This window comes from Xanthobacter autotrophicus (assembly GCF_005871085.1).
GTDB lineage: Bacteria > Pseudomonadota > Alphaproteobacteria > Rhizobiales > Xanthobacteraceae > Xanthobacter > Xanthobacter autotrophicus.
Genome location: NZ_VAUP01000002.1, coordinates 168066 through 188172 on the forward strand (window position 1 = coordinate 168066; position 20107 = coordinate 188172).

Here is a 20107-nt window from a genome sequence, read left to right on the forward strand (position 1 = left end):
CTGAATGAATATAGCTTACACGCAGGCACCGCGACGGGAGGCCCCTTCATGGAGCGGGACGACATCATGGGCGAGGATCTCCTCGCCTTCGACGTGGCGGTGGACGGCAGCCGCTTCCGCATGAGCTTCAGCCGGCCGGACGGGACCGCGACGGCGCTCAACCTGCCGTCCGATTGCCTGCAGGCTATGGTGATGACCTTGCCCAAGATGATGACCGAGGTGCTGCGCGCCCGCCACAAGGACGACAGCCTGCGCCTCGTTTATCCCGCCCACATGGTGCGCATCGAGCAGGCGTCGGACCCCCAGACCCTGATCCTCACCCTTTCAACGCCCGACGGCTTCGAGGTGTCTTTCGCCCTCGCCGGGCCGCAGCTGAAATCGCTGGTGGCGGCCGAGGCGGCCCTGCCCCGCGTGCAGGAGGCGCAGGCGGCGAAGGCCGCACGGTTCAACTGATCTCTCCGGGCCGCCGGCCTCCCGGTGGCGGCCCGTTTTTTCTTTCCTCGATCCCCCTCCCCATCCCGCTCTCTCGTGGCATGTCGAACGGAGGCCCCGGACACGCACCCCGTGCCCGGGGCCGAACTGTCTGTGCACCCCGCGCGACAGCATCCGGCGCGCCTGCTAGACTTGGGCTATTGCCCCGCGCCGCCTGCAAAAGGGCGGCTCCGCTTCAGGTTTGTGCATGGCCTCGCTCAGCGTGAGAATCGACCTCGGGCCCAAGCGCATCGGCCCCGGCAAGATCGAGCTTCTGGAGAAGATCGAGGCGCTCGGCTCCATTTCCGCCGCCGGGCGCGCCATGGACATGTCCTATCGCCGGGCCTGGGAACTGGTGGAGGAGATGAACGGCCTCTTCACCGGCCCGGTCGTCACCCCCCGCACCGGCGGCAAGCAGGGTGGCGGCACCCAGCTCACCCCCCTGGGCCATTCTGTGGTGGCCGCCTATCGCACCATCGAGCACGACGCCACCGAGGCCACCCGCCAGCAGGTATCGGCGCTGGAGGCGGAGCTTTCAGCCGTTAGCAGCGCGGCGGAATAGCCCGGCCCCGGCTTCGGCAGCGCTCAGGATCGCGCAGCCCGCAGCGCGGCGGCGGCGGCCACCGGACCCAGCACCAGCGCGAACAGGGTGAGGCCCAGCAGCACGCGGAACGGCGTGCCGAACGGCACCGGCCCCACCACCGCCGCCTGCGTCGCCGAAACGGCGAAGATCAGCACCGGGATCGCGAGAGGAATCACCAGCACCGCGATCAAAAGCCCGCCGCGCCGGAATGCCCCGGCAAACGCCGCGCCGATGAGGCCGAGGAAGGTGACGGCGGGGGTTCCCACCAGCAGGGTCAGCACCACCGCGCCGATGGCGGCGGGCTCCAGATTCAGCATCAGCGCCAGCACCGGGGCGGCCAGCACCAGCGGCAGGCCGGTGGCGAGCCAGTGGGCGAGCCCCTTGGCCGCCGCCGCCAGCTCCAGCGGCAGGGCCGACAGGGTGAGCGCATCGAGCGAGCCATCCTCCGCATCGGCGGCGAACAGGCGCTCCAGGCCAATGAGGCTCGCGAGCAAGGCGCCGATCCACAGGATGGCCGGGCCGATGCGGGCCAGCAGCACCAGATCCGGCCCCACCGCGAACGGCACCACCGTGACCACGCTGAGGAAGAACACCACCCCCAGCCCCGCACCGCCGCCGGAGCCGAGGGACAACGCAAGGTCACGCCGCACGATGGCGAAGAAGGCGGCCATCATGGGCGAAGGCTCCGGAAGGTGAGGCGGGGGCGGCGCCAAAAGGCTGTAGAGCACCGTCGCCGTCCGGCTTGACCGGACGGCCCATGGACCGGCCGGGACAAGGCGGCGGGGAATTGGAAAGCCGCGAGATGGGCCCTCCGGTCAAGCCGGAGGGCAACGGGGTTGAGACGTGCCATCGCCCCCTCCCCCGCACGCGGGAGAGGGGGCAGGATGGTGCCGGCTCGAACACCCCTCCCGCCAACCCCGCCTCGCCGTTCCAGATCCACGCCGCGCGCCATCACCCCACGCCCCCCAGCCTGAGTTCGTCCACATCGCCCAGGTCGAGCGGGGCGTGGGTGGCGGCGATCAGGATGCCGCCTTCCGCCAGATGGCCTCGGCCGAAGGCGGCAAAGCGCGCCTGCGCCTTCACGTCGAGGGCCGTGGTGGGCTCGTCCAGCACCCATACTGGCCGGCGCGACACCAGCAGCCGGGCGATGGCGAGCCGGCGCTTCTGCCCGGCGGAGAGCACCTGCGCCCTGAGCCCGCCGAGGCCGCCAAGGCCCACCTCGTCCAGCGCATCCTCCACCGGCAGGCCCGTGGGTCCGAGCACGGTGCGCCAGAAGGCGAGATTGGCGCGCACGGTGAGCGCGCCCTTCACCGCATCCTCGTGGCCAAGATAGTGGATGTGCTCGCCCACCCCGGCGTCGGCGGCCTCAAGGCCCGGCCCGTCGAGACGCACCTTCCCTTCGGTCGCCCCGAGCAGGCCGGAGAGGATGCGCAGCAGCGAAGACTTGCCCGCCCCGTTCGGCCCCACCACCAGCAGCGCCCGCCCGGAGCGCGCGGTCACGTCCAGCTGCTCGAACAGCAGTTTGAACCCCCTGCGGCAGGCCAGCTTTTCCCCCAACAGCGCCGACACCGCCATTGCTCCGCGCCCCCTGCTTATGGTGCATTGCACATTGAATGCTGTTATCGCATGACCGCGCTTTGAAATGGCTCTATAAAGCCCCCGAACCGCGCCGTCCAAGGTGGCTTCCCCACATTCGGCGGCGTTACCTCGGTCGATCATCGAACCGGAGTTATCGCACGTGACTTCTCTCGACAGCTTCAAGTGTCGTACAACCCTGACGGTAGACGATAAGGAATACGTCTATTACAGCCTTGAGCTGGCGGAGAAGAACGGGCTCCCGGGCGTCTCCGCCCTGCCCTTCTCCATGAAGGTGCTGCTGGAGAACATGCTGCGCTTCGAGGATGGCCGATCGGTCACCAAGGACGACGTGATCTCCGTGGCCGACTGGCTGAACAATCGCGGCAAGGCGGAAAAGGAAATCGCCTACCGCCCCGCCCGCGTGCTGATGCAGGACTTCACCGGCGTTCCGGCAGTGGTGGACCTCGCCGCCATGCGTGACGCCATGGTGGCGCTCGGCGGCGACCCGGCCAAGATCAACCCGCTGGTCCCCGTCGACCTCGTCATCGATCACTCGGTGATCGTGAACTTCTTCGGCACCGACAGCGCGCTGAAGAAGAACGTGGACGAGGAATACAAGCAGAACCAGGAGCGCTACCGCTTCCTGAAGTGGGGCCAGAGCGCGTTCGACAATTTCCGCGTCGTGCCCCCGGGTACCGGCATCTGCCACCAGGTGAACCTTGAATACCTGGCGCAGACCGTGTGGACCCGCAAGGAAGAGCTGGACGGCAAGACGGTCACCGTCGCCTATCCCGACACCCTGGTGGGCACCGATTCGCACACCACCATGGTCAATGGCCTGGGCGTGCTGGGCTGGGGCGTGGGCGGCATCGAGGCCGAGGCGGCCATGCTCGGCCAGCCCATCTCCATGCTCATCCCCGAGGTGATCGGCTTCAAGCTGTCCGGCAAGCTGAAGGAAGGCATCACCGCCACCGACCTCGTGCTCACCGTCACCCAGATGCTGCGCAAGAAGGGCGTGGTGGGCAAGTTCGTGGAGTTCTACGGCTCGGGCCTGGAGCACCTGTCGCTCGCCGACCGCGCCACCATCGCCAACATGGCCCCGGAATACGGCGCCACCTGCGGCTTCTTCCCGGTGGATCGCGAGACCATCGATTATCTGGAAGAGACCGGCCGCAAGGAAAGCCGCTACGACCTGGTGGAGAAATACTCCAAGGCCCAGGGCATGTGGCGCAAGAAGGACACCCCCGACCCGGTGTTCACCGACACGCTGGAACTCGACCTCGACACCGTGCTGCCGTCCATGGCCGGCCCCAAGCGCCCGCAGGACCGCGTGCTGCTCTCCGAGAGCAAGGCCGGCTTCCTCGCCGCGCTGGAAGGCGAGTTCAAGAAGCCCGGTGAGGCGTCCAAGCGCGTTCCCGTGGCCGGCACCGACTACAGCGTCGGCCATGGCGACGTGGTGATCGCCGCCATCACATCCTGCACCAACACCTCCAACCCCTCCGTGCTCATCGCCGCCGGCCTGCTCGCCAAGGCCGCGGTGAAGAAGGGCCTGAAGTCCAAGCCGTGGGTGAAGACCTCGCTGGCGCCCGGATCCCAGGTGGTGGAAGGCTATCTCAATGCCGCCGGCCTCCAGGAGTATCTGGACGACCTCGGCTTCAATCTGGTGGGCTTCGGCTGCACCACCTGCATCGGCAATTCCGGCCCGCTGCCGGAGGCCATCTCCGAGGCGATCAACAAGAACGACCTCGTGGCCGGCGCCGTCATCTCCGGCAACCGCAACTTCGAGGGCCGTGTGAACCCCGACGTGAAGGCGAACTACCTCGCCTCCCCGCCGCTGGTGGTGGCCTACGCACTGGCCGGCTCGCTGCAGATCGACCTCACCACCGAGCCCCTCGGCACCGACAAGAACGGCGATCCCGTCTATCTCAAGGATATCTGGCCCTCCAACAAGGAAGTGGCCCAGTACATCCGCGAGAACGTCACCAAGAAGATGTTCAAGGAAAAGTATTCCGACGTCTTCAAGGGCGACGAGAACTGGCAGAAGATCGCCATTCCCACCGGCCAGACCTATGCCTGGCAGGATGCCTCCACCTATGTGCAGAACCCGCCCTACTTCGTCGGCATGACGAAGGACCCGGTTCCGGTCACCGACATCATCGATGCCCGGATCATGGGCCTGTTCCTCGACTCCATCACCACCGACCACATCTCGCCGGCCGGCTCCATCAAGCAGGCGTCCCCGGCGGGCCAGTACCTGATCGAGCATCAGGTGCGCCCGGTGGACTTCAACCAGTACGGCACCCGCCGCGGCAACCATGAAGTGATGATGCGCGGCACGTTCGCCAACATCCGCATCAAGAACCAGATGGTGCCGGGCGTGGAAGGCGGCGTGACCATCCATTATCCGGATGGCGCCCAGCTGCCGATCTATGATGCGGCCATGCTGTACCGCTCCGAGGGCGTGCCGCTGGTGGTGTTCGCCGGCAAGGAATACGGCACCGGCTCGTCCCGCGACTGGGCGGCGAAGGGCACCAAGCTGCTCGGCGTGCGCGCCGTGGTGGCCCAGTCCTTCGAGCGTATCCATCGCTCGAACCTGGTGGGCATGGGCATCGTGCCGCTGGTGTTCAAGGACGGCGAGAGCTGGCAGACCCTCGGCATCAAGGGCGACGAGATCGTCACCCTCAAGGGCATCGAGGGCGACCTCAAGCCGCGCCAGACCCTGACCGCCGAGATCAAGTTCGCCGACGGCTCGGTGAAGAACGTGGACCTCATCTGCCGTATCGATACGCTGGACGAGCTCGACTACTTCCGCAACGGCGGCATCCTGCCCTACGTGCTGCGCTCGCTCGCGGCCTGATCTGCGCCGGCTTCCGCCGGTGATAAACAAGGGCCGGCCCGGTTTGCTCCGGGCCGGCCTTTTTCATGTAGGGCACACCGTGCGGGCCCCGCGCCAGTGCCGTTTTTGCTGCTCTTGCGGGAGCCGTCCCGGACATTTTTCCGGCCCGCCGTGACACCCCTTTGTGACTGGTGCCGGCCCCCCGCCTCGGTTATTCCCGATGCCATTCCCTTTACCGAAAGCCCTTATTGCGCACCATGACCTTCGCTCGCACCACCCTCGCGCTTCTGCTCGCCCTGGCCGCCAGTCCGGCCTTGGGGCAGAGCCAGCCGAAGACCGTGGTGGAGCTGTTCACAAGCCAGGGCTGCGCCTCCTGCCCGCCCGCCGACGCCCTCCTTACCGAGATCGCCAAGGACCCGCAGGTCCTCGCCCTCACGCTGGCGGTGGATTATTGGGACTATGTGGGCTGGAAGGACACACTGGCGCTACACGGCCATTCGCTGCGCCAGAAGGCCTATGCCGACCAGCGCCCGGACCGGAAGGTGTTCACCCCGCAGGTGGTGGTCGACGGCACCTTGTCCGCCAAGGGCAGTGACCGCGCCGCGCTCCAGCGCGCCCTGTTCGCCGCCCGCAGCAATGGCGGGCTCACGGTGCCGGTCTCGGTGACGCGGGATGGTGACGCCGTCGAGATCACCCTGCCCGAGAGCAAGGCCGCCGCCGAGGGCACGGACCTCTGGCTGTGCCCGGTGATGCGCAGCCAGACGGTCGCGATCGGCCGGGGCGAAAACGGCGGGCGCAACGTGACCTATTCCAATGTGGTGCGCGGCTGGATCCGTGTCGCCTCCTGGCAGGGCGATGCCCGGCGCTATCGCGTGGCGCTCAAGGACATCAGCCGCGAGGGGGTCGATTCCGTGGCGGTGCTGGTGCAGACCGGCAGCCCGGCCACGCCCGGCCCCATCATCGGCGCCGCCTTCCTCCCCCTCGGCGACTGATATCTCTCCCATCGACGCCCTCGCCCATCGACGCCTTGGCGCCGGCGTGCCTCGGTGCGCGCCTAACGTCCGGCCGTGGCCGGCGCAGTGCGCGGCCGGGCGTTAGCCATCCAGGCGCTGCGCGCAAAAAAAAGGCCGCCTCGAAAGGCGGCCTTATTGGGGGTCTTCAATGTCGGTGCGTAGCAGTGGCCGGTCCGCGCGCACCCCGGGGGGCTGGGGGGCTGGGATACCGGAGCGCCTCGCGAACCGGCCCTGCTACGCGAGTGAAGATCACGCCGGGGCACGGCAGGCAATTGACCGAATTTCGGCGAGACTGTGATTTGATTGACGTTGCCGTGATCGGTATCAAGATACAGCAAAATCGAAAGCGACAGCCGGCTACCAATTGACCTTGAAAGGCGCCCTGCCGAGGGCGATCATAGGCGAGAGCCAGGGCTTGCACCGTCCCGCCCGCCGTCGCAGCGCGTTCGCGAGCACGCATCGGCGGATCGGGCATTCGGGTGAGGCCGCGACAGAGGAGGCCCGATGGGAGTCGTTGAACCCATAATCCTGTCCCGCCGCGGCGCCGTTCCGGTCCAGCCCGCGGCTCCATCTCCCGTCCCGTTGAAGATCACCTTCGACCGGCGGGAACTCGACCGCATCTTAGACCTTTACGGGCGCATGGTGGCGCAAGGTGAATGGCGCGACTACGCCATCGACTTCACGCGCGACAAGGCGGTGTTCGCCATCTTCCGCCGCGCCATGGACATGCCTCTCTACCGCATCGAGAAAGACCCGCGCCTCGCCCGGCGCCAGGGCATGTATTGCGTCGTCTCCCAGACCGGTCACATCCTGAAGCGCGGCCATGAACTGCCTCGCGTCCTCGCCGTGCTGGAAAAGCCGTTGAAGGCGATCTGAGGGGGCGGCGCCTCAAGGCGATTTCACCCCGTCGCCCTCCGGCTTGACCGGACGGCCCATGGCTCGACCGGGAAAACGGGCCGGAGGCGTGGAAAGCGGCGAGATGGACCCTCCGGTCAAGCCGGAGGGCGACGATGGTGAGAAATGGGCGGAGAAGCGCCGGCCCACCCCCTCTCCCGCTTGCGGGGGAGGGGGTGGGGAAGGGGCGGCGCCTCAAGACGATTTCACCCCGTCGCCGTCCGGCTTGACCGGACGGCCCATGGCCCGGCCGGGATAACGCGGCGGGGATAAAGTGGCAGGGCGTGGAAAGCGGCGAGATGGACCCTCCGTTCAAGCCGGAGGGCGACGATGGTGAGAAATGGGTTGGCCGGCTCCAGGCCGACCGCTCCCCGCGACGCGCGGCCTCAGGCCTCACGCCCGGCCGAACACCCGCTTGAAGATGTTGTCCACATTCTTGAAGTGGTAGCCGAGATCAAACTTCTCGTTGATGTCGTCTTCCGAGAGGTATTTGCGCACATCCGCGTCGTTGAGCAGGAAGGTGCGGAAATCGCCCTCCCCGCGCCACACCCGCATGGCGTTGCGCTGCACCAGGCGATAGCTGTCCTCACGGCTCGCGCCCTTCTGGGTCAGCGCCAGCAGCACCCGCTGGGAGTGGATGAGCCCGCCCAGCTTGTCCATGTTCTTCTGCATGTTGTCGGTGTGGACCACCAGCTTGTCCATGACGCCGGTGAGGCGGGCCAAAGCGAAGTCCAGCGTCACCGTGGCATCGGGGCCGATCATGCGCTCCACCGAGGAGTGGGAGATGTCCCGCTCGTGCCACAGGGCCACGTTCTCCATGGCCGGCAGGGCATAGGCGCGCACCATGCGGGCAAGGCCGGTGAGATTCTCGGTGAGCACCGGATTGCGCTTGTGGGGCATGGCCGAGGAGCCCTTCTGCTCGGGGGAGAAATACTCCTCCGCCTCCAGCACCTCGGTGCGCTGGAGATGGCGCACCTCGGTGGCGAGCCGCTCCACCGAGGAGGCCACCACGCCCAGCACCGCGAAGAACATGGCGTGCCGGTCGCGCGGGATCACCTGGGTGGAGACAGTCTCCACGGTCAGCCCCAGCTTTTCCGCCACATGGGCTTCCACCGCCGGATCGATATGGGCAAACGTGCCCACCGCCCCGGAGATGGCGCATGTGGCCACCTCCGCGCGGGCGGCCACCAGCCGGGCGCGGGCACGCTGGAACTCGGCGGCGGCGATGGCAAGCTTCACGCCGAAGGTGGTGGGCTCGGCATGGATGCCGTGGGAGCGGCCCACGGTGGGGGTGAGCTTGAACTCGAACGCCCGGCGCTCCAGCACCTTCAGAAGCGCGTCCACGTCGGCGATCAGCAGGTCGCTGGCGCGGGCCAGCTGCACCGCGAGGCAGGTGTCCAGCACGTCCGACGAGGTCATGCCCTGGTGCACGAAGCGCGCTTCCGGCCCCACGAATTCGGCGAGATGGGTGAGGAAAGCGATGACGTCGTGCTTCACGTCCCGCTCGATGGCGTCGATGCGCTCCACGTTGAACTCGGCCTTGCCGCCCAGCTCCCAGATCTTGGCCGCGGCCTCCTTCGGCACGATGCCGAGGTCCGCCATGGCGTCGGCGGCATGGGCCTCGATCTCGAACCAGATGCGGAAGCGGGCTTCGGGGGACCAGATGGCGGCCATTTCCGGCCGGCTGTAACGCGGGATCATGTGCGGGTGCTCGTCATATTATGTAGGCGAGCGCTTTAGCAGAAAGGCACAGCGCCGGGTAGCGCGGCGCAGACATGGGAGCTGCCGGGTCAATGCAAACACCGGTTTCACCTTCCCGCCCGACCCGCCCGTCGCCCCCTTCGGCTCCCGCAAGAGCGAAGCCGGATGTTTCCCGCTCCGGCGGCCGCTCACCCTTCCTTTACGGGCGCGGCGTCACAATCTCGCCTGCGCCGTTGAGGATAAGCGTTTGCCCATCGTCTCACCTGCCGCCGAGAGCCCCGCCGTGACCTCCCCTGCTCCGCTTCCCCGCGTGCTGGCCTCGGAGCTGGCGGATCGCGCGCCCACCATATTGGTGTTCGATTCGGGGCTCGGCGGCCTGTCCGTGTTCCGCGAGGTCGCCCGGGTGCGGCCCGACGCGCATTTCATCTATGCCGCCGACGATGCCGCCTTTCCCTATGGCGCTCTCGACGACGAGACGCTGGTCAACCGCGTCGGCCATGTCATGGATCGGCTGATCTGCGACATGAAGCCGGACCTCGTGGTCATCGCCTGCAACACCGCCTCCACCCTGGCCCTGCCATCGCTGCGTGCGCGCCACACGGTGCCGTTCGTGGGCACGGTGCCCGCTATCAAGCCCGCCTGCCTCGCCTCCCGCACCAGACGCGTGAGCGTGCTGGCCACCCCCGGCACGGTGCGGCGCGATTATACCGTCGCGCTGGTGCGGGAATTTGCCTCCGGTTGCGACGTGGCGCTGGTGCCCAGCGACCGTCTGGCCGGCCTCGCCGAGGCCGCCATGGCCGGCGATCTCGTGGACGATGCCGACATCGCGGCCGAGATCGCGCCCTGCTTCGTCAATGCCGGCGGCCGGCGCACCGACACGGTGGTGCTCGCCTGCACCCATTATCCGCTCATTCTTGACCGGCTGGCCCGCCTCGCGCCGTGGCCGGTGACCTTCATCGATCCCGCCCCGGCCATCGCCCGCCGCGTGACCCAGCTTATCGGCGCCGCCGCGCCGCAGGAGGCCACGCAGAGCCGCAACGAGGATCCGCCGCTGGTGCGGCTGGTCTCGACCCTGCGGCCGCTGGAGGCGGACCGCATCGCGATCATCGTCGGCCGTCCCGTGGCCCCGCCGCAGGTGCTGGACCCGTCCGGCCCGCCGCGCGGCGCCAGCTGATTTCTGCCTGGAGACCGAATGACCCTCGCCCTGAACCGCCGCGCCTTCACCCTCGGACTTGCGGGTTCTCTTGCAGGTTCTCTTGCAGGCTCTCTTGCAGGCGCGGGACTGCTCGCGGCCCCGGCCCTCGCCCAGCAGGCGGCGCAGCCCTTCCCGCGCTGGGTGGAGACCTTCCGCGCCAGGGCCCGCGCGCGCGGGGTTTCAGACGCCACCTACAACCGCGTCTTCAGCGGCCTGAAGCCGGATACCGCCGTCTATGCGCAGGATCGCAACCAGGCCGAGTTCACCGAGCAGAGCTGGCAGTATCTCAACCGCCGCGTCTCCGACTGGCGCATCGCCACCGGCAAGCAGCGGGCGCAGCAATATGCCGGCCTGTTCGACCGCATCGAGAAGGCGTTCGGCGTCGATCGCCGGGTGATGCTCGGCTATTGGGGTATGGAGAGCGCGTTCGGCGACGTGCTCGACAATCCCAAGCACATGACCCCCATCTTCCCCTCCCTCGCGGCGCTGGCCTGGGGCGATGCGCGGCGGCGCAAATATTGGGAAACGGAGCTGCTCAACGCCCTCGTCATCGTGGAGCGCGGCTGGGGCACCCCGCAGGAGATGCGGGGATCATGGGCGGGCGCCATGGGCCACACCCAGTGGATGCCCGAGGTCTGGCTCAACATGGGCGTGGATTTCGACGGTGACGGCCGTATCTCGCCCTTCGGCAAGCCGGACGATGCCCTGGCCGGCACCGCCAATTATCTGGTGAAGCGCGGCAAATATCGCCGCGGTGAACCTTGGGGCTTTGAAGCGAAGCTGCCGGGCGGCTTCAACACCGACCTCGCCGACAACAAGACCCGCCGGCCTCTTGCCCAATGGGGCGAACTGGGGGTGGTGACCGTAGAGGGCCAGTCGCTCTCCGGCTATGACGAGCCCGCGCGCCTGTGGCTGCCCGGCGGCGACGGCGGGCCGGCGCTGCTGCTGCTCCATAATTTCTATGCGGTGCGCTCCTACAATCCTTCGTCCAACTACGCCCTCGCCGTGGTGCATCTGGGCGACCGAATCATGGGAGAGGGGCCGTTCGTGGCCTCCTGGCCGGGCGGCGAGCGGGCGCTGACCCTGGCGGAGCTGCAAGAGGTGCAGCAGCGCCTGACCGCGGCCGGCTTCAACACCGGCGGGGCTGACGGGCGCGTGGGCGCCGATACCATGCGGGCGGTGCGCGGCTTCCAACAGAAGGTGGGCATCACCCCGGCGGACGGCTACGCCTCCATCGCCGTGCTCAACGCCTTGCGGCAGGGACGGTAGCGACGCGGCCCGGAATCCGCAGAGCAGAGCGCCGGAAGGCGCAGACGAATCGCCGCTTCTGCGCGGCTCACGGGGCGTGTCGGAAGCCCCCATCCCGCCACCCGCGCCCCTCTGCCCGCGCCGGCATTCATGGCCGGCTCCACCCTGAAACAGAAATGCCCCGGACCAGCCGGGGCATTGCATCCATCGATCAATCCGGAACCTAGCGGGGGACGACCCAACCCCAACCGACTCAGCCGCGAAAGGGCTTCAGCCGCGCGCGGTGCTCTTGCGGCGCAGGCGCACCACAACGTCCACGCGGGCGACCTCATAACCCTCGGGCGGCTCGGGCAGGAGCTGGACCGCCACATCGTTGGCCGGAATGTCCACCAGGTCGTTCTGCCCCTCGAGGAAGAAATGGTGGTGATCGGAGGCGTTGGTGTCGAAATAGGTCTTGGAGCCGTCCACCGCCACTTCCCGCAGCAGGCTCGATTCCGTGAACTGGTGCAGGGTGTTGTAGACCGTCGCGAGCGACACCGGGAAGCGCGCCTTGATGGCTTCCTCGTGCAGGATTTCCGCGGTCACGTGCCGGTCGCCCTTGGCGAACAGCAGCCAGCCGAGGGCGAGGCGCTGGCGGGTGGGGCGCAGGCCCACGTCCTTCAGCATCTCGCGCACGTCGTGGAACGGGCATCCGGTCCGGCGCGTGGTGTTGATGTCGCGAAGCTGGGCGACGGGAAGAACCGGCTCGTCCTGCGCATCGGCCTGCGCGAAGGGGGCACCGAATGGGGAGCGGGAGCGGATCATCTCGTTCATTTCGGCTGCAATCTGTGTAGCTAAAACCAAAATATGCCGTCGAAGGAGAAACGCAATGCGAATGCCTCCGAAGACGACTAGCAACTTTATACCCGATATTGCACTGCAGCGCCATACAGGCGCCCCTGAGTAAGAAAAGTTCCAAGGTGGCTGGCAACCTCCGGGGAGTATCAGGACCAGCCCGCACCCCGGCTCGGCTCACTTGCGCGTCATCCCGCTTCCGGGTCATGGACAGGCGCGCCCGGCGGGTCTATCGCCCTCCCGCCGGGGTCAGTCGGCCCCTTTCAGGACATTCGCCTTGCTCCAGCGTCTCGACGAAACGGCGGCCTTGCTGCTGGTGACCGGATCGGCCCTCGCCTTGGCGGCGGCGTGGTATTTCCAGTTGGTGGTGGGCCTTGCCCCCTGCCCGCTGTGCCTCGACCAGCGGCTGCCCTATTACGCCGCGATCCCGTTGGGGCTGCTGGCATTCGTCGCCGCCCGCACGGGCCGGACCACGCTGGCGCGGGTGCTGCTGAGCGTCATCGGCCTCGCCATGGTGGGCAACACCGGCCTCGCCATCTTCCACGCGGGCGTGGAATGGAAGTTCTGGAGCGGCCCCACCGCCTGCACCGGAGCACCAGTGATGACGGGTAATGTCCTGTCCGCCCTGAAGGGCGCGCGGGTGCCGCGCTGCGACGAGGCGGCGTGGCGGCTGTTCGGGGTTTCCATGGCAGGATGGAACGCGCTGATCGCGGCGGGGATGGCCGTAGTGGCATTCGGCGCCGCGACAACCGGTCGCAAAGCGTGACATAGGAGCGTCACACGGCGCTCAGGGATCCAGCTCGGTATCCCAGTAGAGATAATCCATCCAGCTTTCGTGCAGGTAGTTGGGCGGGAAGTGGCGCCCGTTCTGGTGCAGGTCGTGCACGGAAGGCTGGTACGGCATCTGCGCCGGCCACATTCCCAGGTCGCCCGGCATATGGCTGCCCTTGCGCAGGTTGCAGGGGGAGCAGGCTGCGACGACGTTTTCCCAGGTGGTCTGCCCGCCCCGGGAGCGTGGGATGAGATGATCGAAGGTGAGGTCCTCCCGCGAGCCGCAATATTGGCAGGAGAAGCGATCACGCAGGAAGACGTTGAAGCGGGTGAAGGCCGGTTGTCGCGTGGGCTTCACGAAGGTGCGGAGCGATACGACACTGGGCAGGCGGATCTCGAACCCCGGACTTCGCACCGCCTTGTCGTAATATTCGACGATGTTCACGCGATCGAGGAAGACTGCCTTGATGGCGTCCTGCCAACTCCAGACCGACAGCGGGTAGTAGCTCAACGGACGATAGTCCGCGTTGAGCACGAGCGCTGGCCAGGCACCTGGTGACAAAGCAGTGGTCAAGGACCGAACTCCTCGTCTGCGCAGCCGAATCGTCGCTGACGATCCCGATGCGCGGGCGATACTCTATATGCTCCGTGTCATCCTTGTGAAGCCGCGGCCAAACCACGTCCGAATGCTGTTGGATAAAGCCTGACGACTCAGCCCCGCCGGGCTCAGCCGCGCGTCTTGCCCAGGAACTCGGCGAGGAACCGCCCGCCGTGGAACAGTCCCTCGTCGTCGATGCCGTGGCCGAGGCCCTGGCTCAGGTGCCATTCCACCGGCACGCCGGCCGCCGCCAGCCCCTGCGCCGAGGCGAACAGGGCCTGGGCGGGAATCACCTCGTCCTCGCTGCCATGCACCAGCAGCACCGGCGGGCGCGCCGACAGCTGGATGTCGCCACGCCCGGCATCCACCCACATGCCGGAATAAGCCACCACCGCTGCCGGGGCCACCTGCGCCGTGGTGCCGAGCTTCAGCGCCATCATCGCCCCCTGGCTGAAACCCACCAAAGCGAGGCGCTCCGGCGGCAAATCGTATTTAGCCAGTTCCTCTGCGAGGAAGTCGCGCAGCAGGGGCGCGGCGCCCTCGGCGCCGAGGGTCAGCTCGTGGGGATCGCGGAAGGTCAGCGGAAACCACTGGCGGCCTACCGGCGCTCCCGCGCAGGGATCGGGCGCATGGGGCGAGACGAACATGGCGCCGGGCAGAAGGTCGGCCCAGGCATTGCCGATGTCGATGAGGTCACGACCGTCCGCCCCATAGCCGTGCAGCAGCACCACGAGGCAATCCGGCGCACCGCCGTTGCGCGGGCGCAGGCGCGGGCCGTCGAGCACCGGATCGTCAAGGGACACGCCATCAAGGGGAAAGGAGCCGCTGGGAAATGTCATGTGGCAATACCAATAGGAACAGTGCTCAGGCTGGCGCACCCTGTCGGGTCCGCCGCGCGCCATAATACGCCCACAGCAGATGCGCCGCCACGCCGCGCAGGGGGCGCCAATCCTCCGCCACCGCCCGCAGGCCTTGGGGCGTCGCCCGCCCCGGCAAGGCGAAGGCCTCGCCCAGCGCCACCTGCAGGGCAAGGTCACCGTGGGGAAAGGCATCCGCCCGGCCCAGGCAGAACAGCAGGTAGATGTCGGCGGTCCACAGCCCCACGCCGGGCAGGCGGGTGAGGGTTTCGGCGGCCGCGTCCGCCTCCATTCCGGCCACGGCGTCGAGGTCCACCTCCCCTTCCGCCAGCGCCCGGGCGATGCCTGTGAGGGTGCGGATCTTGGGCGCCGAGAGGCCGGCGGCGCGCAGGGCCTCCGGGGTCGCGGCCAGCATTGCTTCCACGCGGGGCGCGCCGCCCAGCGTGGCCTCCAGCCGGCCGAAGATGGCGCGGGCCGAGGCCACCGAGAGCTGCTGCGCCACCACCACCGCCGCAAGCCCTGCAAAGCCCGGCGGCCGCCGGCGCAGGCTTGGTCGGCCCGCCAGTTCCACCAGTGGCACGAGGCGCGGGTCGAGGGCGATGAGATCGTCCAGTGCCCGCTCGAAGGCCGGCTGGTCGGACAGGTGCGGTTCCCTCATCATCGCCTTCCCCTCGTGCCGGAACACCTCGCGGTCGCGCCCGTTCACGACACACGCACGAGAAACCGGTGTCGACCCGTTTTCTTCAGGCCAACCGGGATCCCCTTTACGCGAAAACCCTCTAATCCTAGCGCCATGTCTTCTCGCGCCATGCCTCCTAGCGCCATGTCCAAACCCGCGCCCTTCACCTGCCGCTTCGCGCCCAGCCCCAATGGCCGGCTGCATCTCGGCCACGCCTTCTCGGCGCTGGTGAATGCGGAGGCGGCGCGGCGCCTCGGCGGCACCTTCCTGGTGCGCCTGGAGGATATCGACACCACCCGATGTCGCCCGGAATATGCGCGCGGCATCCTCGACGACCTCGCCTGGCTCGGCATCTTGCCCGATGGGCCGGTGCGCCGGCAGTCGGCGCATTTTGGCGATTATGCCGCCGCCATCACCCGGCTCGAAGCCATGGGGCTGGTCTATCCTGCCTTCGAGAGCCGCTCCGAGATCGCCGGCGCGGTGATCGGACAGGAAAGCGCCACCGGCCGCCCTGCCCCGCGCGACCCGGACGGGGCGCCGCTCAACCCCTTCCCCCGCTCGGCCATGAGCGATGCGGCGCGGGCCGCGCTGCGCGACCGCGGCGCACCCTTCGTAGTGCGGCTCGATATGGCGGCGTCCATCGCCGCGCTTCGGGACATGGGGGGCGGCCCGCTCTCCTGGGAAGAGGCGCAGGGCCTTCCCGAGGGGCCGCTCAAGACAGTGGAAGCCGATGCCGCCCGCTGGGGCGACGTGGTTCTGGCGCGCAAGGACGTGCCCACCTCCTATCACCTCTCGGTGGTGGTGGACGACGCCGCGCAGGGCATCTCCCACGTCATCCGCGGCATGGACCTCTTCCACGCCACTGCGGTGCACGTGCTGCTGCAACGCCTGCTGGGCCTGCCGACGCCGGTCTATCACCACCACCGGCTGATTCTGGACGACAGCGGCTACAAGCTCTCCAAGAGCAATTCGGCCACCAGCCTTGCCGCCCTGCGCGCCGCCGGCGCCACCCCGCAGGACGTGTTGCGGCGACTGTCGCTTCAGCCGACCCCGAGCACGTAGAGCCAGAGCGCCACCGTGAACACCGCAAGCCCGGTGGACATGGACACCGCGCTGGTGGAGGCCCCCACCCCGATGCCGTAGCGCTGGGCCAGAAGATAGCCGTTGATGCCCGAAGGCATGGCGGCGAACAGCACCGCTACCCCGGCCCACACGGCCGGCATGGGGAACAGGAGGGTGAGAGCGTAGACCGCCGCCGGATGCACCAGCAGCTTCAGCCCGCTGATGAGCGCGGAGGGGGCAAGGTCGCCCCCCGACATACCGTACCGCTTCAGCGACAGACCCAGCGAGATGAGGGCGCAGGGCGTGGCGGCGGCGGCGATCAGGTCCACCATCTGCTTGGGAATGCCGGTGGCCTGGATGCCGAGGACACGGCCCAGCGCGCCGGCATAGATGCCGATGAGGATGGGATTGAGCGCCAGCGCCTTCACCAGCTTCATGGCGGTGGCGCGGGAGAAGCCGGCGCTGCCCTCCATGAGCACGGTGGCCGCCACCAGCATCACCGGCAGGTGGATGGCGATGAGCAGGAACAGGGGCACCGCCCCCTCCGGTCCGTAGGCCTTCAGGATGAGCGGCACGCCCACAAACACGGTGTTGGCCTGCCCCGCCGCGAAGCCGTGGATCACCGCCTCCTGCGGACTGCGGCCGAACAGCTTGCGCGCCGCCAGCATGGCGAGGCCGAAGGCGAAGAAGGCACCGGCGAAATAAGAGATCCAATAGCCCCAGGGCTGGGCCTCCGGCAGGCTCGATTCGCTCAGCGTCTTGAAGATCAGCGCCGGCACCGCGAGGCTGAAGACGAACTCGGCCAGCCCGTCGCTGGCGCGCTCGCTTACCAGCTTCACCTTGGCCGCAAGGTAGCCCACCGCCACCATGCCGAAGACCGGAAGAACGATGACGGCGATGTCGGAGAGGGTGCTCAGCATGGAAGATCCGTCAGGCGGCGCGGGTGGCCGCCGCGCGATGTTCGGGGGTCTGCGCGCCCCGGACGCGAGCCGCCGGAGCAAGCGCGGCGTCGCGCACGCCCACCATCACCGACAGCCGGCCCCGGAGCCGCTGCGCCAGATCGGCGGAGGCGGCGAACACGATCTCCACCGCGAGGCCATCGCCCGAGGTGGCGCACGCCACGTGGGCGGGCAGCACGTCGTGGATCACGAACGGCTCCAATAGGCGCAGCAGCAGGTTGGTTTCGGGTTCGGCCTCCACCGTGAGGCAATGGAGGTCCAGGCCGTCGGCGGCGACGGTGGGAAAGGGCTGGGCTTGGGACATGGGACGATCCGGAGCAAAACGGGCCTTATCGGCCGCAGGCGATGCGAGACGGGCCATGCGGCCCTTGCGGTCATCGCGCCATGCCGGATTGGGGGGCTTCAAGGGCGGCTCGCCTGCCTCGGCAGGGGCGGCCTTCAAATCAACGTCCCGGACGGCGCGTCAGTTCACCCGGCCGACCGTGTCGACCGGGCGCGGAATTCGCCGCGGGACCGGGAAGAAACCCGGCATCTCGTATCCGGAACAATGCATGGCTCGAACCATAGGACCCGGCTGCAAACCCGTCAACGGGTTCGTTAAATCGGTTTGAATTGAGCGCTGTTGCCCGCTCTCCCGCACGCGGGGACGGGTTGCGGAGGGGGCAGGCTGTCTCCCCTACCACTGCCGCCAGGAAAGGCACCGCGTGCCCTCAGCCTACCCTCTCGCGCACGCGGGAGAGGGTTCCATCGTGCCCGGTCGAGCAATAGCCCTGTTCGCCGGCCCAATTGGCAGCCCCCAAAACGAAACGGCCGGGACTGGCCCGGCCGTGAGTCGCTCGACTGTCACCAAGCCGCACGCGAGCGCGCGGCTTCGATCAGCCCAGCCGATCAACCCTCGTCGTCGTCGGTGTGCTCGGGGGGCACCAGGCCCTGGAGGCCGGCCAGAAGCTCTTCCTCGGTCATGCGGTCGAGCATCACGTCGCTGTCTTCGCCACCCGAGCTGTCGCCGGAAGCGATGAGCGGCACCGTCTCGGGCTCGGGCTCGTCCACCTCGGTGTATTTCTGCAGCGAGTGGATCAGGTCTTCCTTCAGATCCTCGGGGCTGACATGCTCGTCGGCGATCTCGCGCAGGGCGACCACCGGGTTCTTGTCATTGTCGCGATCAACGGTGATCTGGGCGCCGGACGAGATCATGCGCGCCCGGTGGGCGGCGAGCAGGACCAGCTCGAACCGGTTGTCCACCTTGTCGATGCAATCTTCAACCGTGACACGGGCCATGGGCTCGTCACTCCCTCATGCGCATAAGGCGCGCAACACTCGGCCTTGAGAAGAGCGGGTCAGTACAGCAATTCACCATGATGGGCAAGCCCGGCCTGCCTTTTTCGCTTGCTTTGGGCCGGCCTTCGTCGGAGAAAGGCGATTGCACGACGTGGTTTGCAGCCGTTGTTCGTTACGCCCATCCCATTCCATCGGCGGACCTTTGTATGCAGGGCCTGGAAAAGATCGCTCTTCTGATAGATGGCGCCAATCTATATTCAGCTACCAAAGCGCTTGGCTTCGACATTGACTACAAGCGGCTCCTGAAGGAATTCCAGAGCCGAGGGTATCTGTTGCGGGCGTTCTATTACACGACACTGATCGAGGACCAGGAATATTCCTCGATCCGCCCGCTGCTCGACTGGCTGGACTACAACGGCTACGCAGTCGTCACCAAGCTTGCCCGCGAGTTCACCGATTCCCAGGGTCGCCGTCGCGTGCGCGGCAACATGGACATCGAGATCGCCGTCGACGCCATGGAACTGGCCGAGCACGTGGACCACATCGTCCTGTTCTCCGGAGACGGTGACTTCCGCTCGCTGGTGGAGGCGCTTCAGCGCAAGGGCGTGCGCGTTTCGGTGGTGTCCACCATCTCCACCCAGCCGCCGCTGATCGCCGATGACCTGCGCCGGCAGGCGGATGTCTTCATCGACCTAGTGGACCTGCAGCCGAAGATCGGACGCGATCCCTCCGAGCGGCAGGGCCGCATGTCGGAGACGCCCCGCTTCCTGGAGCGTCGTGGCGCCGCCGCCACCGCCAGCGACCCCGGCGAAACCTGAGCCTCGGAACCCGAGCATGGCCAAGGTTTCCATTGCCCGGGCCTCCGCCGCCCGGACACCCACCCGATCGCCTGCCCGGCCGACCCTGGAGCCGGGGGCCGACTGCCCCCTGTGCCCGCGCCTCGCCGATTTCCGCCATGAATGGCAGGCGGTCGAACCCGGCTGGCACAACGCCCCTGTGCCCGCCTTCGGGCCGGAAGATGCACGCCTGCTCATCGTCGGCCTCGCCCCCGGCCTGCGGGGGGCGAACCGCACCGGGCGGCCCTTCACCGGCGACTATGCCGGCGACCTGCTTTACGCGACGCTGATCGAATACGGCTTCGCCGCCGGCACCTATGGCGCCCATCCGGAAGACGGCCTCACCCTCACCGATGCCCGCATCGTGAACGCGGTGCGCTGCGTGCCGCCGCAGAACAAGCCGACGCCGGAGGAAATCCGCACCTGCCGGCCGTTTTTGTCCGCGCCCATGGCCGCCATGCCCCGCCTCTCAGCCATCGTGACGCTGGGCAAGATCGCCCATGATTCGACGCTGGCGGCGCTGGGGCAGAAAGCCTCGCGGCTCAAGTTCGGCCACGGCGCGACGGATACCATCACCGATGGCACAATGGGTCCGGTGCGGCTGTTCGCGAGCTACCATTGCTCGCGCTACAACACCAACACGCGGGTGCTGACGCCGGACATGTTCCGCGCCGTCTTCGCGTCGGTGCGGGCCTATCTCGACGCCGCCTGAAG

General features: G+C 67.9%; 21 protein-coding genes. 11 read left to right on the plus strand and 10 right to left on the minus strand.

The features are described 5' to 3' along the window. Window positions 1-48: 48 nt before the first annotated feature. Together FBQ73_RS00820 and FBQ73_RS00825 are read left to right on the plus strand one after the other, a co-directional pair. A complete protein-coding gene (locus FBQ73_RS00820; protein ID WP_138397628.1) occupies window positions 49-453 on the plus strand; it encodes a hypothetical protein in 405 nt (134 codons plus the stop codon). A 226-nt stretch (window positions 454-679) separates the two neighbouring features. Further along, the gene (locus tag FBQ73_RS00825; protein WP_138397629.1) at window positions 680-1033 is read left to right on the plus strand and encodes a winged helix-turn-helix domain-containing protein; all 354 of its coding nucleotides are present in this window, start codon (window positions 680-682) and stop codon (window positions 1031-1033) included. Between the two features lie 23 nt (window positions 1034-1056). On the opposite strand, the gene ccmB is transcribed toward FBQ73_RS00825, so the two are convergent. Continuing rightward, window positions 1057-1725: a heme exporter protein CcmB gene (gene ccmB, locus FBQ73_RS00830; RefSeq protein WP_170218693.1), complete on the minus strand. Its 669-nt coding sequence runs from the start codon at window positions 1723-1725 to the stop codon at window positions 1057-1059. A gap of 280 nt (window positions 1726-2005) precedes the next feature. Next, entirely contained in the window at window positions 2006-2773 is a 768-nt protein-coding gene (ccmA, locus tag FBQ73_RS00835) for a heme ABC exporter ATP-binding protein CcmA (RefSeq protein WP_449353872.1), read from the minus strand. Between the two features lie 19 nt (window positions 2774-2792). Here ccmA and acnA point away from each other — a divergent pair, with 19 nt between their 5' ends. The 3 genes from acnA to FBQ73_RS00850 all read left to right on the plus strand — a co-directional run bounded on the left by acnA (window position 2793) and on the right by FBQ73_RS00850 (window position 7357). Further along, window positions 2793-5489, plus strand: coding sequence for an aconitate hydratase AcnA (gene acnA / locus FBQ73_RS00840; RefSeq protein WP_138397632.1), 2697 nt, complete (start codon window positions 2793-2795; stop codon window positions 5487-5489). Between the two features lie 236 nt (window positions 5490-5725). Beyond that, window positions 5726-6460, plus strand: coding sequence for a DUF1223 domain-containing protein (locus FBQ73_RS00845; RefSeq protein WP_138397633.1), 735 nt, complete (start codon window positions 5726-5728; stop codon window positions 6458-6460). 525 nt (window positions 6461-6985) lie between these two features. Continuing rightward, window positions 6986-7357, plus strand: coding sequence for a DUF2794 domain-containing protein (locus tag FBQ73_RS00850; protein WP_210236627.1), 372 nt, complete (start codon window positions 6986-6988; stop codon window positions 7355-7357). Window positions 7358-7768: 411 nt separating this feature from the next. Here FBQ73_RS00850 and purB read toward each other — a convergent pair whose 3' ends face one another. Continuing rightward, the gene (gene purB / locus FBQ73_RS00855) at window positions 7769-9076 is read right to left on the minus strand and encodes an adenylosuccinate lyase (RefSeq protein WP_138397634.1); all 1308 of its coding nucleotides are present in this window, start codon (window positions 9074-9076) and stop codon (window positions 7769-7771) included. A 283-nt stretch (window positions 9077-9359) separates the two neighbouring features. Here purB and murI point away from each other — a divergent pair, with 283 nt between their 5' ends. Both murI and FBQ73_RS00865 read left to right on the plus strand, forming a co-directional pair. Next, window positions 9360-10250 (plus strand): glutamate racemase, encoded by an 891-nt coding sequence (gene murI, locus FBQ73_RS00860; protein ID WP_246089498.1) that lies wholly within the window; start codon window positions 9360-9362, stop codon window positions 10248-10250. A gap of 18 nt (window positions 10251-10268) precedes the next feature. Then, window positions 10269-11540, plus strand: a complete 1272-nt coding sequence (locus FBQ73_RS00865) for a lytic murein transglycosylase (protein ID WP_138397636.1) — start codon at window positions 10269-10271, stop codon at window positions 11538-11540. Between the two features lie 249 nt (window positions 11541-11789). Here FBQ73_RS00865 and irrA read toward each other — a convergent pair whose 3' ends face one another. Then, entirely contained in the window at window positions 11790-12332 is a 543-nt protein-coding gene (gene irrA, locus FBQ73_RS00870; RefSeq protein WP_281278771.1) for an iron response transcriptional regulator IrrA, read from the minus strand. Window positions 12333-12630: 298 nt separating this feature from the next. On the opposite strand from irrA, the gene FBQ73_RS00875 reads away from it, so the two are divergent. Further along, window positions 12631-13119 (plus strand): disulfide bond formation protein B, encoded by a 489-nt coding sequence (locus FBQ73_RS00875; RefSeq protein ID WP_138397637.1) that lies wholly within the window; start codon window positions 12631-12633, stop codon window positions 13117-13119. A 21-nt stretch (window positions 13120-13140) separates the two neighbouring features. On the opposite strand, the gene FBQ73_RS00880 is transcribed toward FBQ73_RS00875, so the two are convergent. The 3 genes from FBQ73_RS00880 to FBQ73_RS00890 all read right to left on the minus strand — a co-directional run bounded on the left by FBQ73_RS00880 (window position 13141) and on the right by FBQ73_RS00890 (window position 15240). After that, complete coding sequence (locus FBQ73_RS00880; protein ID WP_210236628.1) at window positions 13141-13698, minus strand: HNH endonuclease; 558 nt, start codon at window positions 13696-13698, stop codon at window positions 13141-13143. Window positions 13699-13850: 152 nt separating this feature from the next. Further along, window positions 13851-14561 (minus strand): alpha/beta hydrolase, encoded by a 711-nt coding sequence (locus FBQ73_RS00885; RefSeq protein WP_138397638.1) that lies wholly within the window; start codon window positions 14559-14561, stop codon window positions 13851-13853. 25 nt (window positions 14562-14586) lie between these two features. Further along, window positions 14587-15240: a DNA-3-methyladenine glycosylase family protein gene (locus tag FBQ73_RS00890; RefSeq protein ID WP_138397639.1), complete on the minus strand. Its 654-nt coding sequence runs from the start codon at window positions 15238-15240 to the stop codon at window positions 14587-14589. A gap of 162 nt (window positions 15241-15402) precedes the next feature. On the opposite strand from FBQ73_RS00890, the gene gluQRS reads away from it, so the two are divergent. Further along, window positions 15403-16320 (plus strand): tRNA glutamyl-Q(34) synthetase GluQRS, encoded by a 918-nt coding sequence (gluQRS, locus tag FBQ73_RS00895; RefSeq protein ID WP_392567208.1) that lies wholly within the window; start codon window positions 15403-15405, stop codon window positions 16318-16320. Here gluQRS and FBQ73_RS00900 read toward each other — a convergent pair. The 3 genes from FBQ73_RS00900 to rpoZ all read right to left on the minus strand — a co-directional run bounded on the left by FBQ73_RS00900 (window position 16299) and on the right by rpoZ (window position 18557). Next, window positions 16299-17240, minus strand: a complete 942-nt coding sequence (locus tag FBQ73_RS00900) for an AEC family transporter (protein ID WP_138397641.1) — start codon at window positions 17238-17240, stop codon at window positions 16299-16301. The two genes, gluQRS and FBQ73_RS00900, sit on opposite strands and share 22 nt — an antisense overlap. Before the next feature lie 10 nt (window positions 17241-17250). Further along, window positions 17251-17583: a hypothetical protein gene (locus FBQ73_RS00905; RefSeq protein ID WP_138397642.1), complete on the minus strand. Its 333-nt coding sequence runs from the start codon at window positions 17581-17583 to the stop codon at window positions 17251-17253. A 584-nt stretch (window positions 17584-18167) separates the two neighbouring features. Then, a complete protein-coding gene (gene rpoZ, locus FBQ73_RS00910; RefSeq protein ID WP_138397643.1) occupies window positions 18168-18557 on the minus strand; it encodes a DNA-directed RNA polymerase subunit omega in 390 nt (129 codons plus the stop codon). 206 nt (window positions 18558-18763) lie between these two features. Between rpoZ and FBQ73_RS00915 the strand changes: the two genes are divergently transcribed. Then, on the plus strand, window positions 18764-19375 hold the full coding sequence (locus FBQ73_RS00915; RefSeq protein WP_138397644.1) for a LabA-like NYN domain-containing protein: 612 nt from the start codon (window positions 18764-18766) through the stop codon (window positions 19373-19375). A 16-nt stretch (window positions 19376-19391) separates the two neighbouring features. Continuing rightward, window positions 19392-20105 carry a uracil-DNA glycosylase gene (locus FBQ73_RS00920; RefSeq protein ID WP_246089493.1) on the plus strand — a complete coding sequence of 238 codons (714 nt, stop codon included), beginning with the start codon at window positions 19392-19394 and terminating at the stop codon, window positions 20103-20105. Window positions 20106-20107 lie beyond the last annotated feature (2 nt).

Bases quoted from the DNA above. Each gene is read 5' to 3' on its own strand.
- FBQ73_RS00820 (WP_138397628.1), top strand. From the start codon at position 49: ATGGAGCGGGACGACATCATGGGCGAGGATCTCCTCGCCTTCGACGTG.
- FBQ73_RS00825 (WP_138397629.1), top strand. From the start codon at position 680: ATGGCCTCGCTCAGCGTGAGAATCGACCTCGGGCCCAAGCGCATCGGC.
- ccmB (WP_170218693.1), bottom strand. From the start codon at position 1,725: ATGGCCGCCTTCTTCGCCATCGTGCGGCGTGACCTTGCGTTGTCCCTC.
- ccmA (WP_449353872.1), bottom strand. From the start codon at position 2,773: ATGATCGACCGAGGTAACGCCGCCGAATGTGGGGAAGCCACCTTGGAC.
- FBQ73_RS00845 (WP_138397633.1), top strand. From the start codon at position 5,726: ATGACCTTCGCTCGCACCACCCTCGCGCTTCTGCTCGCCCTGGCCGCC.
- FBQ73_RS00850 (WP_210236627.1), top strand. From the start codon at position 6,986: ATGGGAGTCGTTGAACCCATAATCCTGTCCCGCCGCGGCGCCGTTCCG.
- purB (WP_138397634.1), bottom strand. From the start codon at position 9,076: ATGATCCCGCGTTACAGCCGGCCGGAAATGGCCGCCATCTGGTCCCCC.
- FBQ73_RS00865 (WP_138397636.1), top strand. From the start codon at position 10,269: ATGACCCTCGCCCTGAACCGCCGCGCCTTCACCCTCGGACTTGCGGGT.
- irrA (WP_281278771.1), bottom strand. From the start codon at position 12,332: ATGAACGAGATGATCCGCTCCCGCTCCCCATTCGGTGCCCCCTTCGCG.
- FBQ73_RS00885 (WP_138397638.1), bottom strand. From the start codon at position 14,561: ATGACATTTCCCAGCGGCTCCTTTCCCCTTGATGGCGTGTCCCTTGAC.
- FBQ73_RS00890 (WP_138397639.1), bottom strand. From the start codon at position 15,240: ATGATGAGGGAACCGCACCTGTCCGACCAGCCGGCCTTCGAGCGGGCA.
- gluQRS (WP_392567208.1), top strand. From the start codon at position 15,403: ATGTCCAAACCCGCGCCCTTCACCTGCCGCTTCGCGCCCAGCCCCAAT.
- FBQ73_RS00900 (WP_138397641.1), bottom strand. From the start codon at position 17,240: ATGCTGAGCACCCTCTCCGACATCGCCGTCATCGTTCTTCCGGTCTTC.
- FBQ73_RS00905 (WP_138397642.1), bottom strand. From the start codon at position 17,583: ATGTCCCAAGCCCAGCCCTTTCCCACCGTCGCCGCCGACGGCCTGGAC.
- rpoZ (WP_138397643.1), bottom strand. From the start codon at position 18,557: ATGGCCCGTGTCACGGTTGAAGATTGCATCGACAAGGTGGACAACCGG.
- FBQ73_RS00915 (WP_138397644.1), top strand. From the start codon at position 18,764: ATGCAGGGCCTGGAAAAGATCGCTCTTCTGATAGATGGCGCCAATCTA.
- FBQ73_RS00920 (WP_246089493.1), top strand. From the start codon at position 19,392: ATGGCCAAGGTTTCCATTGCCCGGGCCTCCGCCGCCCGGACACCCACC.